This window comes from Fructilactobacillus myrtifloralis (assembly GCF_024029335.1).
Taxonomy (GTDB): domain Bacteria; phylum Bacillota; class Bacilli; order Lactobacillales; family Lactobacillaceae; genus Fructilactobacillus; species Fructilactobacillus myrtifloralis.
This window is the reverse complement of record NZ_CP097116.1, coordinates 1,117,279-1,133,021: the sequence shown is the minus strand read 5'-3', so window position 1 is coordinate 1,133,021 and position 15,743 is coordinate 1,117,279. Positions and strand designations below refer to the sequence as shown.

The following is a 15,743-nucleotide window of genomic DNA, read 5'->3' as shown; positions in this document are numbered from 1 at the left end:
AAAAAGGACGATGCCGCGGCATCGTCCTTTTTTAGTTCCGCTCATAATTCGTCATTTGTAACGGTTGCACCCACTGGTCAAACTGAGCCGCCGTCACTAATCCGGAATCAAGCGCCGCATCACGTAACCGTTCGTGCTTTGCTAGGGCTTGGTTCGCAATTTCAGCCGCCTGGTGGTACCCAATGTGCGGAGCTAAGGCCGTCACCGTCATTAAGGAATCGTCCACCAGTTGTTCCATGCGGGCTTGGTTAACCTGAATCCCCGCGACCATCTTATCCGTGAAGTTCGGGAGCAAGCCCGTGAGCAAGTCCACCGACTCTAAGAAACTCGCGATCATAACCGGTTTGTACACATTCATTTCAAAGTTACCCTGACTATTGGCCACCGTAAGCGTGGTATCGTTGCCCATAATCCGCGTGGCCGCCATTGTCATCGCTTCGGCCTGGGTTGGGTTCACCTTCCCGGGCATGATCGACGAGCCCGGCTCATTGGCGGGAATGGTCAGTTCCCCGTATCCGGCCCGGGGTCCGCTGGCTAAGAAGCGGATGTCATTGGCAATCTTCAACAAATCAGACGCGAGGGTCCGCACTACGCCGTGGGTCGTCAGTAAATCAGAATGGGCCGTCAAGCCGGCAAACTTATTCGTCACCTGATACGGAACGTTTCGAGCAGCGCTTAATTCCGCCACCATTTCCGTGTCAAAGTGCGGTGGCGTATTCAAACCCGTTCCGACCGCCGTTCCCCCGATGGGAAGCTGTAAGAGCCCCTGGGCAGCTTGACGGAGGGCTTCCGTATCGCGCTGGACCGTACTCAGCCAGCCCGAGATTTCCTGGCCAAAGGTCAACGGAGTAGCATCTTGGAGGTGGGTTCGCCCAATCTTAACCACCTGCCAGTACTTCGTTTCCAACCGTTTTAACGAAGCCATTAAATGTTCTAACTGGGGCAGTAATGCTTGCACCGCCTGGTAGGCAGCCATGTTCATCGCCGTTGGAAAGGTATCGTTAGAACTCTGCGACGCGTTCACATCGTCGTTCGGTTGCACCCGAAGCTCCGCTTGCTGGTCGGCTACCACGTGGGTTAGCACTTCGTTCACGTTCATGTTGGTCTGCGTTCCAGACCCCGTTTGGTAGACATGGAGGGGAAAGGATTGCATTAATTCCTGATCCGGTAACGCCAGCAAATAATCACTCGCAGTTTCAAGGGCCGTGGCCTTGTCCGAACTAATTTTTTGGGCTTTGGCATTGACCCGTGCCGCTGCCCGTTTGATTTCGATGAGGGCGCGAATCACCTGGACGGGCATTAACGGTCCGACCGGAAAATTGTGCCGACTGCGTTCTGTTTGCGCTCCCCACAGCGCCGTTTTCGGCACCGCAACGGGGCCAAGCGTATCAGATTCTGTTCGTGTTTCTGTCATCCAAGTAACCTCATTTCGTTAGTTCAAGCTGGGCGGTTCGTGATGCCCACCACTTAGCAAAAATTCCATTCACGTTAACACGTCAATGGAATCTAATTACAACTTATTCTTCTAATCCCACCCGTCGGTAGATGTCATCCACGTGGCGGAGGTGGTAGTGATAGTCAAACGCATCCTCAATGTCAGCCGGACTCAAGCGCGCCGTGATTTCTGGACTGGCTTCCACGAGTTGCTTAAACGAGGTTTGTTGCTCCCAGGACTGCGCCGTTAGCGGTTGCACCAAATCATAAGCCGCTTCCCGACTCAAACCGGTATTAATCAACTTCAACATCACCCGTTGACTGTAAATTAATCCGTGGGTGATGTTCATGTTAGCCTTCATCCGGTCGGGGAAGACATCCAGGTTTTTAAGGATGTTGTTAAACCGGTGCAACATGTAATCAAGCAACGTCGTACTTTCGGGCAAAATGATTCGTTCGGCGGAAGAGTGGGAAATATCACGTTCGTGCCACAGGGTCACGTTTTCGTAAGCCGGGGTGATTAAGCCCCGCATCGTACGGGCTAACCCACAAATGTTTTCTGAACCAATCGGATTCCGTTTATGCGGCATTGCCGACGAGCCCTTTTGACCGGCATTAAAGTGTTCCTCCACCTCGTGGATCTCAGAGCGTTGTAAGCTCCGGATTTCCGTGGCAAAGTTTTCTAAACTAGTGGCAATGAGAGCCAGCGTTGCTAAGTACTCAGCGTGTAAATCCCGTGGTAACACCTGACTAGCAATTTCTTGGGCACGTAATCCCAGTTTGTGACAAACATACTCTTCCACCGCTGGATCAATGTTCGCAAAGGTCCCCACGGCCCCCGAAATTTTTCCAGCTTCGACTCCAGCAGCGGAGTGGTTAAACCGGTCAATGTCACGCTTGAGTTCCGAATACCACCGAGCGAGTTTGAGTCCGAAGGTAGTAGGTTCTGCTTGAACTCCGTGGGTTCGGCCCATCATTACCGTATTTTTGTACTTCAGCGCCTGCGCTTTAATGGTGGCTAACAGGGTATTCAGATCCTCGCGTAACACGGCATCTGCCTCTTTTAACCGGAGTCCCTGCGCGGTATCCACCACGTCCGTACTGGTAACGCCGTAGTGAATCCAACGTTTTTCTGGTCCTAACGATTCCGACACGTCGCGGGTAAAGGCCACCACATCATGGTGCGTAATTGCTTCCAGGCGGGCAATTTCGTCTGGATCAAACTTGGCCTTTTGCTGAATCGCAGCGAGGTCCGCATCCGGAATTAAGCCTAGTTTGTTCCAGGCCTCGTCAATCGCAATCTCAACGTCTAACCACGATTGATACTGATTCTGCATGCTCCAAATTTGCTTCATTGGTGCCCGGGTATACCGCTCAATCATTGTTCCATCCTCCACTTTTAAATACCTCAATTCTAACGATTTCTAACCATTTGTCAATTTCCGTCCGGGGTGCTTACCAGTTGCCCCGACCCCTAAATTACCTGGTATACTAGTAATTAAAGACCAAGCAAAAGGAGCAAAAACAACATGCCAACCAGTAAAATCGTTAACTTCAGAGATCTCGGGGGCATCAACGTTCCCGGTGGAACCCTCCGCTCCGGCCGATTATTTCGGAGTGGTCAACTCGTTGATCTGACAGACTCGGACGTCGCTTTTTTAACTAAGGACTGTCACCTGCGCCACATCTTTGATTTTCGCAGTCACCAAGAAATTCAGGCTAGTCCCGATACCCAACTGCCGGGCGTTACCAACGAAAACCTGGACATCCTTGCCTCTGCCACCACTAGTAGTGCGTCACTGGAAGACATGCTCCTCCACGCTGACAACATTACCCAGTCAATGTTGCAGACTTACGAACAACTAGTGCTCAGTCCGTCCGCCCAACGAGGCTACCACACGTTTTTAACTCAGATTCTCAGCCTCAACGAGCCGGTTCTGTTTCACTGCTTTGCCGGCAAAGATCGCACTGGGTTTGGGGCCGCCTTGATTTTAAAGTTAGTCGGGGCCTCTGAGCAGCAAATTTATGCCGACTACCTCAAAACCAACGAACTGCGTAAGGACGCTAACGAAGCCATTTTAACGGCTCTCACGGGTAAACTTCCTGACCAGCAAATCGCCGTTCTTAAAGTCGCTTTAAACGTCGACCAAGCCTATTTGGCCCACGCCTTTGCAACGATTGACAATCACTACGGCTCCTTTGATCACTATCTCACCGACGCCCTGCACCTGGATCCAGATTTCAAGACGAAGTTTCAAGCCGCGTTGGTCCAGCCAGCTAACTAGTCCTGACGAGAGCCCCGCAGCTACACCTGCGCTACCAGTCGTGTAAATAAAAGCCGAACTTTAAGTACGTAAAAATCAGTTAAGTTCTTGATTTAACCGGTTAAGATTGGTAAACTTGCTACTGGTAAAAAAAATGAACGAGGTGCTTATATGTCAGTCACAGTAGTTGTTGGTAGTCAATGGGGCGATGAAGGTAAGGGTAAAATCGTCGATTATCTTAGTAAGGATTCCGATGCTATCGCTCGGTACCAAGGGGGCGATAACGCCGGTCACACGATTGTGTTCAACGGTCACAAGTTTAGCTTGCAATTGCTCCCCTCGGGGATTTTTTACGCCGATAAAATGGCGGTGATTGGAAACGGGGTCGTTTTAAACCCCCAATCGCTCTTTCAAGAAATTGACTATCTCACTGAAAACGGCGTTCCGACTGACAACCTGCGCATTTCTTCGCGGGCGCAGATCATTATGCCGTACCACATTCTGTTTGACGAATTAAGCGAAGCCCAACGAACGAATAAAATCGGAACCACCCACAAGGGGATTGGACCCGCCTACATGGATAAAATTGCCCGGGTCGGGATTCGGGTCGCCGATTTGATTGACCCAGTCACGCTCAAACGGGAACTGCAAGAAACGTTGCGGCAAAAAAACGAATTACTGACGAAGCTGTACGGGGTTGCACCGCTGGACTTCGACACGATCTATGCCGAATACCTAGCGTACGGGGCCCGCATGCAACCCTACGTGACCGATACCTCGGTGTTACTGAATCACGCCTTACAACAAGGAGAACAATTACTCTTTGAAGGTGCTCAGGGGATCATGTTAGACATTGATCACGGAACTTATCCCTACGTAACTTCTTCCAATCCGGTTGCCGGAGGCGCCGCCGTCGGTGCGGGACTTGGTCCAACCACGATCACTGATGTGATTGGGGTTTGCAAGGCTTACACTTCGCGGGTTGGTGAAGGTCCATTCCCAACCGAACTTTTAGATCAAATTGGGGATCACATTAGAGACACCGCCCATGAATACGGGACGGTCACAAAACGGCCCCGGCGGATTGGCTGGCTAGATACAGTTGCCCTGCGGCATGCAGCCCGGGTTTCTGGTTTAACTGCCCTCGCCATGAACTGTGTGGATGTCTTAGACGAACTAGACGTCATTAAGGTCTGCACGGGCTACCGGCTCAACGGGGAAATCATCGATTACTACCCCGCTAATCTTACTGAATTAGATAACTGCGAACCGGTCTACCAGGAATTGCCCGGCTGGAACGAAAGTACCACGGGCTGCACCACCTTTGATCAACTCCCAGCAAACGCCCAAAACTACATTACGACGGTTGAAAAACTCGTTCAGGTTCCCATCGAATGGTATTCGGTAGGCCCCGACCGGGAACAAACCCACCGGCGCTAATTAAACTACCAAAGCTGGTCTCAAATTCACGAATTTGAGACCGGCTTTTTTTAATCAGGTTCTTTATTAACTCGCTGGGCTTGGTTAGCCACCAGCTGGGGCCACTGCCACACGCACAGAAAAGCCCCCATGGTTACTACCACGGCCGCGCCACCAAATGTAATCCAAGCCACCTGCGGATTAAAGAGGTTGGCAATCCCCAAAAAGATCACATTGCCGAGCGGCGCCCCCAGCAACACGACGGTTGAAATTACCGACATGGTCGCCGTGAGATGCTGGGCATCGGTTAGGGTGAAGATCTCACTCTGCACCCGGGGATTAATTTTTCCAATTGGATAACTAGCAATCGCCATCGTCACTAGCATCACCAGCGGACTTTGCCACCAAACCATGTTAACCGCGAACAGCACTAAAAACGTCATGCTAACGGCCGTCAAACTTGGAAGTGAGAACCGTTGTAACCCGTCGTTGGTCCACAGCGCTGCAATGGTAATTGATAACGAACCAACGATACTAACGGCTGCGACCGTGGTCGCAAAGTTTCCCAGCCACAGAGTCCGCACGTTGGCCAATAAAACTGCGGTTAACCCCTCTAATGAAGCCCCCAACGAATTACAAGCCAGGGCCAGCAGTAACATGATGAATAACGGGTGGTTCGCATAGATCGTCCGAAAGGACTGCCCTAAACTAACCAGCATCCCCTCTTTTTGATTCTGATCAGCTTGAGTGCTCGCGGCTTTGCGATCCAAATGCCGAAATAACCGGCGGTCATGAACTAAAACCAGCCCCGCCAGCAAAAAGGACAGCGCGTTGATTACCGCAAACAGGGAAAAATTATTGTGGAGCAGGACAATCAAGCTAGCTCCCGCGGCTTGAAACACCATCGAGATGATGTTCCGCATCCCAGCGGAAAATCCGAGTGCGGACTGGCGTTCGGTTTGACCGTGCAGGATCATTTTTTCATAGTGCATGATGAGATTAATGGTATAGTCTGCCAGTAAATCAGAAATAACGTTAAGCGCCACTAACCCCGCAAACAGCCCCATGGTGCCAGGCTCCTGCAATAAACCCGCAATTCCCAGGTATAAACAACCCTGGATTCCGCGTAAGCCAATCACATAGCGAAACCGATGCCTAGGATTCGTGTGGTCTGCCCAGTACCCGTTAAAAATCATGAAAAAAGTGGGAACCAGATTAGCAAACGAAACAATGGAGACGGCCAGCGTTTTAAACGGTAACGTTTGCGCATACACCAGAAAGACCAAGTTAAACAACGTCGAACCAATCGCACTCAAAAAGCTCGAATTGGCTAAGGCCCGGAAGGTGGAGTTTTTCCAATACACGTTCATGACAGCTTCTCCTTGTGGGTTGTTCTGACTGGACCATCTGGACACGGTTCCAGGTCCTTCCAACCAGTGGATTACTAACCGAGATTACTTGTTATCATACCATTAATTACGCTGCCCACCACCTAATAATTAATGTTATTTAAAGTTAATTGCCACTCACGTTAATCCCCGGATCCTTCCTACAAAAAAACAGCACGGAATGAATTCATTCCGTGCTGTTTAACTGGTCCGAACCTCCACTGGTCTTATTCCTCTTTTTGGGCCACCGTGCCCAGGTAATCTTCGTGAATCGCGAGGAAATTGATCGTAAACTTCTGTCCGTGTTGCTCGGCGACGTCCATCCGAGGGACGTTGACAATCACCGTCCGGGGTTTTCCCGGCAAGCCGGCCCCGGTTTCCTTCAGAACTGCTTCCTTCACGGTCCACAGCCGTAACATGGTCAGCGACTGGCGCGCCGGTGGCAGCTGTTCTAAGTAAGCTAACTCTGCGACCGTAAACGCCCGCTTTAACCGGTTTAAGTGGATGGGCTTCACCTTTTCCACATCAACCCCCAACGGCCGGTCAGAAATAGCCACCAGGACCAAATCCGCTGAATGCGAAACGTTAAAAGCCGTCGTTCGCTTCGCAAACAACGGCTTTCCATTCGCAATCGTCGTAAATTCCGCATCCGCTAACAAGGCGTCGTCCGGCAACTCCATCAGCTTGGCCAATAAAATGCGCGCAACGACGTCTTTTTGCCGGCGTTGGTTATCCTCGATGTGAAACTGACGATAATACGGTTGATATTGTAAGTCGGTGAGCCGTCCGGTTTTGAATTTCAACACACGAACCGCCTCCTACCAGCTTATTTTTGTTCGTCTAGTTGCTTAGCTACGTAATCAACTAAATCTTGAACCGTTTCCATGCCTTCGTCGCCATCAATTTCGATGTCGTACTTGTCTTCTAAGGCATCCACGATTTCAAAGATATCCAAACTATCTAAGTCCAAGTTATCTTTGAAGTTAGCGTCTAACGTGATTTTTTCGGGATCAATATCCGTTTGATCCACCACGATATCCTTGATTTCTGCTAAAATTTGATCTTTATTTGCTTGTTCAGCCATCTTCACCACTCCATTAGTTCATCTAAGATTAATTGAAACAGTTTCATTCTACCATATTCCACGGCATTTCCCGGAAAAATTATTCGGCTGCATCCGTCACTGCGTCTTGATCACGTAGTTTCAAGAAAAATTGAACGTGCGCCATTGAACACCATAGCCCGTAGAACAGGTACACAGCAATAAAAAGAACGACTGCAATGATGACTAGGATGGCAGCAACCACTAACCGTAAGCCCGGATTACCAATGACTCCGAGAATGACGAAGATCAACGCAGCGATAATCCCAACTACTAAGGCAATGACTAAAGCAATGAGCACTTGCATTAGGATCAAGCCTAATAATTGCCACCGGTGCCCCTTCATCATCTTCCAGTTAGTGACAAAGGCCGCAAAGAAGCTCATGTCATCCTGTTCTTTAGCCACGAAGTACGTAAAGAACACGTACCGGAGCCCTAACATTACGTAGGCAATCACGACCACTCCGATTACGGCGACTACAAATGCTAGTACGCCAAAAAAGACACTTTGATTAGCTGCGATTGCAAACCCAATTACGACCATGAGGAAGAACAGGCTTAACAGCGTCATGATGGCAGCAAACACCACGTAAATCCCGAGCATTACTAGCCACGTTAAGCCGTGAAACACCACAAAGGCATTTTTAAACTTAAAGTGACCGGATTGTAAGCTCACGATCAACCCTAATTCAAAGGATAGCATTAACAGGAAAGAAATCACTTCCACAATTAACGTTACTAGAAAGGAACCACCAAAATCAACTGGGGTAGCGGTTAGAAGCCCGTTCATCGTGTCCACGTTCGTCACAGAATTAAAACTACTGACCGCTGACGATAAGCCGCCACCGATAAACGAAACTAACAGAGCCGGTAACACCATTGCCAGCAAGGTCCAGAAGTTGTGCTTCACCGTGGTGTAAGCCTTACTCAGTACATCTGAAATCATAGAAACCTCCATAAATTTTAATTATTCTTAGTATAGCAAAGTTTAAGAAATGATTAAATAAAAAAAGGACCCGACTAAAGTCGAGTCCCTTGTTAATCGTGGTTTAGTGATCCCATTCATCAACGGCATCTACAATTCCGGCTGGGTTACCATTCCAACTGAAAGCCCCATACCAGAGTGAACGTTGATCAACGTCTAAACTATTGATTAAAGCCACGTCCGCATCACTCAATTCGAAGTCATACAGGTCGGCATTTTGCTTGATGTATTCTTCGTGAGTAGACTTTGGAATCGTGATTAATTCGCGTTGTAATTCCCACCGCAAGATTACTTGGGCGGTTGATTTGTTGTATTTAGCAGCAATTTCCTTAACGGCTGGGTTGTTCAATGCTTCCCCATGTCCGAGTGGAGACCAAGCTTCAATCCAGATGTGGTGCCGATCACAGTAGTCCTTAATGTCTTTTTCTTGTTCTACTGGATTAAATTCCATCTGGTTCAAAACAGGCTTAACCGAAGCGTGTTCCATTAAGTCTGACAACCGGTCGAGGTTAAAGTTTGAAACCCCAATCGAACGAACCTTACCCTCGTGGTACAGTTTTTCCATGGCTTTCCAAGTTTCATTGTACTTGCCGTTCACTGGCCAGTGAATCAACAGTAAATCAACGTAACTAGTTTGAAGCCGTTCTAATTGGCCTTCAAAGGCTTTCAGGGTGCTTTCGTAACCCTGGTCACCATTAAAGATCTTGGTGGTCAAAAAGACGTCTTCCCGGCTTAAACCATTGTCAGCAAGACCCTGCTTGAGTCCTTCACCAACTCCGGCTTCGTTCCCGTATTGCTTGGCCGTATCAATAGCCCGGTAGCCATTTGCCAAGGCCCACTTTACTGATTGAGTAGCAGTTTGGTTATCACTCTTCCAAACTCCTAATCCCAGTAAGGGCATTTCAATTCCGTTGTTTAGGGTAATGGTTGAATCTAAGTTTAATTTCATTATCAGCACCTCCACTTTCATTATAGGCGGGTCCGAATTAAATTTCACTTATTTGGTTTCTGCAACTGTAACTGCACGGTCACCTGTTGGGTTTGTTGGTTCACTTCATCCAGCAGATACTGAAACAGCATCACAATCCACGAAAAGGCGAGCGCAGAAGCAAAAATTTCAAACGCCGTCAACGAGAAATAGTGGACCACGCGAAACAGAATGCTCACGATAATTATCAAACTCCCCATCAGGTACGAATTCCAAACGAACCGCTTGGGAATCCCGGGCCATAGCCACTTGATCCCTCCAATTAAAATAATGATGGTCCCCGCCATGGCCCAGGCAAACCGATCATGCCAGTAGTGCATCCAGGGAATCTGCCGGTTATTCGCAATTACTCCGACCCCCAGGGCTTCAAGTGCCAATAACGTTAACAAGCTCCGCAAGATGAAGGTTGGTAGCTTCGGCCGATGGAGGGGTTTAATTGAAACAAACAAATAATCCACGAGGGCCAGCATCAAAAGTGCAGAGAAGATGAAGGTTAGATTAAACTGCCAGCTATCAATGGCCTTGGCCGTCCCTAAAAAACTAATGTTATGTTTCCACCACTGCTTATTCCCGTTGGCCAGCATTGAAATTAAGAGACCGCCGATGATCGTGAGAATTAACAAGTCTACCAGCACGGTCGGCGTAATGTTATCCGCCACGTTAATCATAATCGTGTTAATGATCAGTCCAAACATCAACAGGATCAACGCGGCCGTGTACTGGTCAAAGGCCGCCCCGTAAAACACCCGGGCAAAAATCCAAAAGATCCCCAGTAATGACCCCAGTAAGATTAGCGAGACGGCGATGACAATGGTGGGCAAATTCCGCCAGTAAATGTTGCGATAGACCGAATTAACCGAATCATTGCGCGTTTTTACGAAAAAAATGGTAAACAAGAGGGAGCCCATCATCGTGCCTAATACAATCGTCCCCGTCGCAATCGAAAAACTCCCGGTCAAAGGAATTAACTTTTGTCCCTTTTCCGCACAGTAGGCAAAGAATAACAGTGCCATTACCACGGCCGGAATGATGTTCCACCAGTACGAAACGTCCCACAATGAGGCCCGTTTAACGTCCTGCTTTTCTAACTGCATCCCGTTTTTATCAAGTTGCAACGCAAACTTCTCACCAGCAGTTGCCTTTAGTTCCTGCACCACCTGAGTGGGGATTTCAACGTAATATTTGGGGCTTTTCATGCCATACCTTTCTTAAATGCGGTCATAACGTCAGTTTAAATTATACCTTACCTGCGCCCTAACTAAAAATCACGGATTATCAAGTAGATAATCCGTGATTTTTATTCATGAAGTTGCTTAGTAAATTCGACCAAAGTAAACGTTGCCTGAGAAGTAGGCCAGCAGGTCATTGTAGATTACCCCATTGTTTTGAGCATCTAACATCCGACCATTCCCAAGGTAGATTCCGTTGTGGTAAATCCCACCATCATCAAAGAACACTAAGTCCCCGGCTTGGGCCTGACTCTTACTAATTGGTTGCGTAGCACCATATTGAGCAGCGGCTGTCCGTGGTAACGTCTTCCCTGCTTGTTGGTAAGCATAATAGATTAAACCAGAACAATCAAAGCCAGTTTGTGGCGTAGCTCCACCGTAAGCATATGGCCGCCCCGCTTGGGCACTTGCAATTTGGAGTGCTCGTTGACTCAGGTTCGAAGTCACTTCCAAGTTAACGTTTGGAACTTGGGCAAAATCCAACTGAGCCACCCAGCGGTCCTGACCAGCGTAGTTCGTGTAGTGTAACCACTTGTAACCGTCAACATCCCGAGTCCGGTCGTAGTAAATCGTGTCGCCGTTTTGCAGTTGTCCGGTGACCCCAGCACTCAAGCTCGCGTCGTTGCGGACGTTTTGCCAACCGTTAATTGTGTAACTACCACTCACCGTTGCTTCGTTGCTTGGGGCTGGAGCAGGGGTGCTTTGCCCCCCATTGTTCAAGTCTGCAACCCAGCGATCTTGACCGGCATAGTTCGTGTAGTGTAACCACTTGTAACCATCGGCTTCCCGAGTTTCGTCATAGTAAATCGTATCACCATTTTGGAGTTGACCAGTGACCCCGGCACTCAAACTTGATCCGGTACGGACGTTTTGCCAACCGTTCACTGTGTAAGCGCCTGTTTCACGGTTACTCGTTTGGTTCCCTTGATCTGGGGCTGGAGCGGGGGTACTTTGACCACCATTGTTCAAATCTGCAACCCAGCGATCTTGACCAGCATAGTTCGTGTAGTGTAACCACTTGTAACCGTCAGCATCCCGGGTGCCATCGTAGTAAATGGTATCCCCGTTTTGCAACTGACCAGTGACTCCGGCACCTAAACTAGCTCCGTTACGAACGTTTTGCCAACCATTGACCGTGTAAACTCCAACTTCGTTGTTCGTTGCTTGGTCATTGTGGTTTTGGTCAGGAGCCGGCGTGGTTTGCCCCCCGTTGTTCAGGTTTGCTAACCACCGGTCTTGGCCCGCGTAATTCTTGTAGTGTAACCACTGGTAGCCATCGGCATCCCGAGTGCCATCGTAGTAAATGGTGTCGCCATCTTGCAGTTGACCGGTAATCCCGGCACTCAAACTAGCCCCGTTACGAACGTTTTGCCAACCACTAACGGTGTAAACACCGGAAGTTTGGTTGGTTGAACCTTGATCAGGAGTTGGCGTTGGTGCCGGCACATCGGCATTAGCACCGATTTGGGCTGCATAGCGGTAAGCCCCATTACTATCCTTAAACCGCATCCACGTGTAACCATCGTTATCAGCTAGCCCATCGTAGGTAATTTGTTGACCGGTGTACTTAGCCCCGGTCACACTAGCTGACAGGCTGGGCGCCGTCCGCACGTTTACGTCCGAACTAAAGGTCCACGTTCCGTTGGCTTGTACCACGTTCGTAGAATTATTATCTGAGTTATTAGGAACACCCGGGTTATCCAAGTTTTGGTCAAACCGACTCAAGTTGTTGGATTGGATGACGCTAATCAACGTGTTGGCGTAAGTTGGTGAAGTTGCATACCCATCGTTTTGGAGCATCCAAGCAGTTTGGGCGTAATCCCGGTTCCCTAATAAGTTGGCGTACCGTGAGTTTTGGTATAAGAAGGCCCCGTGGTCTTGAATACTTTCCGCAAAACTTGGGTAAGCCCGGAACTTATCATAGATGGTAATGTAGCGACCGTTGACCCATTCTTGGGTTTGCACAGTCACTGATTGACCATTGTAGGAACCTTTAATTCCGAATAAGTTATTCCCAGGTGCTGCTTGCCCCCAGGCACTTTCAACAATGGCTTGGGCAATCGAAATACTTGGTAAAACACCGTACTTCTTCCAAGTTTCAATGGCTCCAGCAGACAGAGATTCAATGAATTGTTGGTGACTCGTCGTCGCACTGGCTAACTGAGCCACCCAGCGGTCTTTGTTTTCATAGTTGTAATAGTGTAACCACGTGTAACCGTCGGCTTGAACTTTTCCATCGTAGTTAATGCTGTCACCACTTTGGAGTTGACCCGTAATTCCAGCGGACAAACTAGCACCATCCCGGACGTTTTGCGTCCCTGAAGCGGTGTACGTTCCCGTTTGTGGCGTCATGTTAGCCGTTGCCAAGTTCAGGTTAGCAGGAGTTTGCACTGCTAACCGCACCGTTGGAGTAGCACTCTTCACTTCAGAAGTTGGAGTGGTAGGTGCTTGGTGCTCATCTGCAGCAGTGGTCGTTTTGTTAGCATCCGTAGTCTTAGTAGCCGTCTGGTCAGTCGTACTTTGGTCAGTTGCTACCTTGGTGTCTGAAGCATCCTGCTTAGTGGCATCGGTTTGCTTGGTTGCAGTTGTGTCCGCCTGAGCAGAATCAGGAGTCGCATCCGTCTTTTGACTGGCTACGGCATCTGTACTCGTTTTAGAATCCGTGGCTGCTTGATCCTTAACCTTCGTGGTGTCATCAGTAGTGGTCTTTGCATCCGCACTTGGCTGACTAGTAGCATCCGCCGGAGCAGCTTGCTTAGTAGTCGTTGCATCCGCATCAGTTTTACTACTGGTAGCAGCTGGTTGGTCAGCCGTGGTGTCCGTTTGCGTCTTGTCAGAAGTGGCCTTAGTGTCTGCCGTGGTTTGGTCCGACTGCGTCTGGGTAGTTTGATCAGATGCTTTTGCTTCTCCTTGATCAGTTTGCGGAGTTGTAGCCGTCTGATCAGCTGGTGCATCAGTGGCAGTAGTTGACTGGTCACTGGCAGCTGACGATGCTGGCGCATCAGCATTCGTTACTGGGGCCTTTTCCGCGTTGGCAACTGGAGTAGCCGTCTGATCAGCAGTGGCGCTCGTTGTTTGGTCAGCTGGAACACTTGCTTGGACCGTTGTTTGTACTTCAGCGTGAACTTGATGCGTAACCGCAAACATTGAAGTTGAGGCAAAGGTCAAGCCCATGGCAATCTTTAGCCAACCGTGCTTAGACTTCGTCAGCTTTGCTCTAGTTTTTGTTTCTCCCGTTGCTAGAGCCATTCTGTTATGGGCTTTCGTGTATCTCTCCATGCTATAGGTCCTTTCGTATATCAAATCGTTAATTGTAGGTTTATTTTTTGGTTAGGTTGTAGCCTACATTCTAGCATAAAAAAGGATTCGCCTGTATTACGAATCCTTTACAAAAGTTAAGTGAATTTAGGAGGTAACTAGCCCTGGATCCAATTCCAAGGATCATGATGCCACTGATTGAAGCGCTGATATTGCTCTGGAGTGATGACTTGTTGGGCTCGCAACTGTTGAATCAGTTGGGCATAGGTCAGCAGGGGCGTAAAGGGCACCCCAGCCGCTTTAAAGTTCTCTTCCGCGTCGGGAAAGCCGTAAGAAAAGATTGAAACTACTCCCGCAACGTGATCACCAGCTCGTTGCACTGCTTGCGCCGCTTGCAACACACTGCCACCAGTTGAAATCAAATCATCAATTAACACGACCTGATCCTGCTTAGTCAGCCGGCCTTCAATCTGCTTCCCCGTCCCGTGATCTTTTGGTTTGGAACGGACGTAGACCATCGGTAAGTTCAACGCATTCGCCACCAAGGCGGCGTGGGGAATTCCAGCCGTTGCCACCCCACCAATCACCGTTACGTTCGGATACTGAGTTTGAATCAACTTTGCTAACGCCGTGGCTAAGTTCGTGCGCAATTCTGGATACGAAATCGTTAAGCGCAGGTCCGTATAGATGGGGGACTGAATCCCACTGGCAAACTGAAAGGGTTGTTTGGCATTGAGTTGCACAATTCCATCGGCGACCATCTGTGTCAAAATTTGTGTTTCAAGTTTTTCCATCATTTATCTGCTCCTTTTAGGCGTTCCAAGCGGTTTGATACTGTGCGTATGCCGACACCGGCGTCTTACTCTGATTGATGGGTCGACCAACCACAATTGCCGTGGCCCCGGCTTGCCGGGCAGTTTGGGGCGTTGCAACCCGTTGCTGGTCTCCGGCCGCATCACTAGCTAACCGAATCCCCGGCACCACGTATTCAAACTCGGGACCGACAGCGGCAACTAGTGCTGGTAATTCAAGCGCCGAGGTAATCACCCCATCACAGTCCGACTGCTGGGCAAGCTTTGCAAGGGCCACCACCTGCTCCGTCATGGTCAGTCGACAGTTTTGTTCGTCCCGTAGTCCAACTGGCGAAATCGAGGTTAGCTCCGTCACCCCTAACAAATGGGGAACCGCGACGTGAGCGCGCTTAGCACCAGCAACTAAGCCCCGCTGAGCTGCTTGTAACATGGCCGAGCCCCCGAGGGTATGCACCGTCACGTACTGCACCCCGAGTTCCCCGAGTTGGGTCAGCGCCCGTTCGACGGTATTAGGAATGTCAAACAGTTTTAGGTCTAGAAAAATGGCACAGCCCCTGGCTTGAATTTCTTTGACAATCGCAGGACCGTAACGGTCAAACAGCTCCATGCCAATTTTAACCGTCAGGTGGGCTGGATCGGGAAACTGCGCTAAGAAAGCCTGCACTGCTTCCTTAGTTTGAAAATCTAAGGCAATCATTAGTGGGTGCGTCGCTTGTGAATCTGTCATTGGTACCTCCCGGGGTTCGGGTTCAAAAGAAGCCAAAAAAAGACCTTCTCTACGGTCGAGAAGGCCCACTAATCGCTGGTTAATTAACTTGTGCTTTAATCTGGCTTCTCTGAACCATTTAATTAATTTCTCGCATT

Annotated in this window: 13 protein-coding genes; 2 read left to right on the top strand and 11 right to left on the bottom strand. The window is 49.2% G+C overall.

Annotated elements, in window-relative coordinates; translation table 11 throughout:
• Positions 1 to 31: 31 nt before the first annotated feature.
• Together M3M35_RS05555 and purB are read right to left on the bottom strand one after the other, a co-directional pair.
• Positions 32 to 1,414, bottom strand: a complete 1,383-nt coding sequence (locus tag M3M35_RS05555; protein ID WP_252749675.1) for a class II fumarate hydratase — start codon at positions 1,412 to 1,414, stop codon at positions 32 to 34.
• Between the two features lie 103 nt (positions 1,415 to 1,517).
• Positions 1,518 to 2,816 (bottom strand): adenylosuccinate lyase, encoded by a 1,299-nt coding sequence (purB, locus tag M3M35_RS05550; protein ID WP_252749674.1) that lies wholly within the window; start codon positions 2,814 to 2,816, stop codon positions 1,518 to 1,520.
• A gap of 147 nt (positions 2,817 to 2,963) precedes the next feature.
• On the opposite strand from purB, the gene M3M35_RS05545 reads away from it, so the two are divergent.
• Positions 2,964 to 3,719 carry a tyrosine-protein phosphatase gene (locus M3M35_RS05545; protein ID WP_252749673.1) on the top strand — a complete coding sequence of 252 codons (756 nt, stop codon included), beginning with the start codon at positions 2,964 to 2,966 and terminating at the stop codon, positions 3,717 to 3,719.
• 150 nt (positions 3,720 to 3,869) lie between these two features.
• A complete protein-coding gene (locus M3M35_RS05540) occupies positions 3,870 to 5,138 on the top strand; it encodes an adenylosuccinate synthase (RefSeq protein ID WP_252749672.1) in 1,269 nt (422 codons plus the stop codon).
• A 50-nt stretch (positions 5,139 to 5,188) separates the two neighbouring features.
• Here the strand turns inward: M3M35_RS05540 and M3M35_RS05535 are convergent, their stop codons facing one another.
• From M3M35_RS05535 to pyrF, 9 genes are all read right to left on the bottom strand, one after another.
• Positions 5,189 to 6,487: an MFS transporter gene (locus M3M35_RS05535; RefSeq protein WP_252749671.1), complete on the bottom strand. Its 1,299-nt coding sequence runs from the start codon at positions 6,485 to 6,487 to the stop codon at positions 5,189 to 5,191.
• Positions 6,488 to 6,732: 245 nt separating this feature from the next.
• A complete protein-coding gene (locus tag M3M35_RS05530) occupies positions 6,733 to 7,311 on the bottom strand; it encodes a 4'-phosphopantetheinyl transferase family protein (protein WP_252749670.1) in 579 nt (192 codons plus the stop codon).
• Between the two features lie 20 nt (positions 7,312 to 7,331).
• Positions 7,332 to 7,589, bottom strand: a complete 258-nt coding sequence (locus tag M3M35_RS05525) for an acyl carrier protein (RefSeq protein ID WP_252749669.1) — start codon at positions 7,587 to 7,589, stop codon at positions 7,332 to 7,334.
• Between the two features lie 79 nt (positions 7,590 to 7,668).
• On the bottom strand, positions 7,669 to 8,553 hold the full coding sequence (locus M3M35_RS05520) for a DUF975 family protein (RefSeq protein WP_252749668.1): 885 nt from the start codon (positions 8,551 to 8,553) through the stop codon (positions 7,669 to 7,671).
• 103 nt (positions 8,554 to 8,656) lie between these two features.
• Positions 8,657 to 9,541, bottom strand: coding sequence for an aldo/keto reductase (locus M3M35_RS05515; RefSeq protein ID WP_252749667.1), 885 nt, complete (start codon positions 9,539 to 9,541; stop codon positions 8,657 to 8,659).
• 44 nt (positions 9,542 to 9,585) lie between these two features.
• Positions 9,586 to 10,776, bottom strand: coding sequence for a DUF998 domain-containing protein (locus tag M3M35_RS05510; RefSeq protein WP_252749666.1), 1,191 nt, complete (start codon positions 10,774 to 10,776; stop codon positions 9,586 to 9,588).
• 117 nt (positions 10,777 to 10,893) lie between these two features.
• Positions 10,894 to 14,058: an SH3 domain-containing protein gene (locus M3M35_RS05505; protein ID WP_252749665.1), complete on the bottom strand. Its 3,165-nt coding sequence runs from the start codon at positions 14,056 to 14,058 to the stop codon at positions 10,894 to 10,896.
• A 167-nt stretch (positions 14,059 to 14,225) separates the two neighbouring features.
• Positions 14,226 to 14,861, bottom strand: coding sequence for an orotate phosphoribosyltransferase (gene pyrE / locus M3M35_RS05500; protein ID WP_252750704.1), 636 nt, complete (start codon positions 14,859 to 14,861; stop codon positions 14,226 to 14,228).
• Between the two features lie 16 nt (positions 14,862 to 14,877).
• On the bottom strand, positions 14,878 to 15,606 hold the full coding sequence (gene pyrF, locus M3M35_RS05495; RefSeq protein WP_252749664.1) for an orotidine-5'-phosphate decarboxylase: 729 nt from the start codon (positions 15,604 to 15,606) through the stop codon (positions 14,878 to 14,880).
• Positions 15,607 to 15,743 lie beyond the last annotated feature (137 nt).

Bases quoted from the DNA above. Each gene is read 5' to 3' on its own strand.
- M3M35_RS05555 (WP_252749675.1), bottom strand. From the start codon at position 1,414: ATGACAGAAACACGAACAGAATCTGATACGCTTGGCCCCGTTGCGGTG.
- purB (WP_252749674.1), bottom strand. From the start codon at position 2,816: ATGATTGAGCGGTATACCCGGGCACCAATGAAGCAAATTTGGAGCATG.
- M3M35_RS05545 (WP_252749673.1), top strand. From the start codon at position 2,964: ATGCCAACCAGTAAAATCGTTAACTTCAGAGATCTCGGGGGCATCAAC.
- M3M35_RS05540 (WP_252749672.1), top strand. From the start codon at position 3,870: ATGTCAGTCACAGTAGTTGTTGGTAGTCAATGGGGCGATGAAGGTAAG.
- M3M35_RS05535 (WP_252749671.1), bottom strand. From the start codon at position 6,487: ATGAACGTGTATTGGAAAAACTCCACCTTCCGGGCCTTAGCCAATTCG.
- M3M35_RS05525 (WP_252749669.1), bottom strand. From the start codon at position 7,589: ATGGCTGAACAAGCAAATAAAGATCAAATTTTAGCAGAAATCAAGGAT.
- M3M35_RS05520 (WP_252749668.1), bottom strand. From the start codon at position 8,553: ATGATTTCAGATGTACTGAGTAAGGCTTACACCACGGTGAAGCACAAC.
- M3M35_RS05515 (WP_252749667.1), bottom strand. From the start codon at position 9,541: ATGAAATTAAACTTAGATTCAACCATTACCCTAAACAACGGAATTGAA.
- M3M35_RS05510 (WP_252749666.1), bottom strand. From the start codon at position 10,776: ATGAAAAGCCCCAAATATTACGTTGAAATCCCCACTCAGGTGGTGCAG.
- M3M35_RS05505 (WP_252749665.1), bottom strand. From the start codon at position 14,058: ATGGCTCTAGCAACGGGAGAAACAAAAACTAGAGCAAAGCTGACGAAG.
- pyrE (WP_252750704.1), bottom strand. From the start codon at position 14,861: ATGGAAAAACTTGAAACACAAATTTTGACACAGATGGTCGCCGATGGA.
- pyrF (WP_252749664.1), bottom strand. From the start codon at position 15,606: ATGACAGATTCACAAGCGACGCACCCACTAATGATTGCCTTAGATTTT.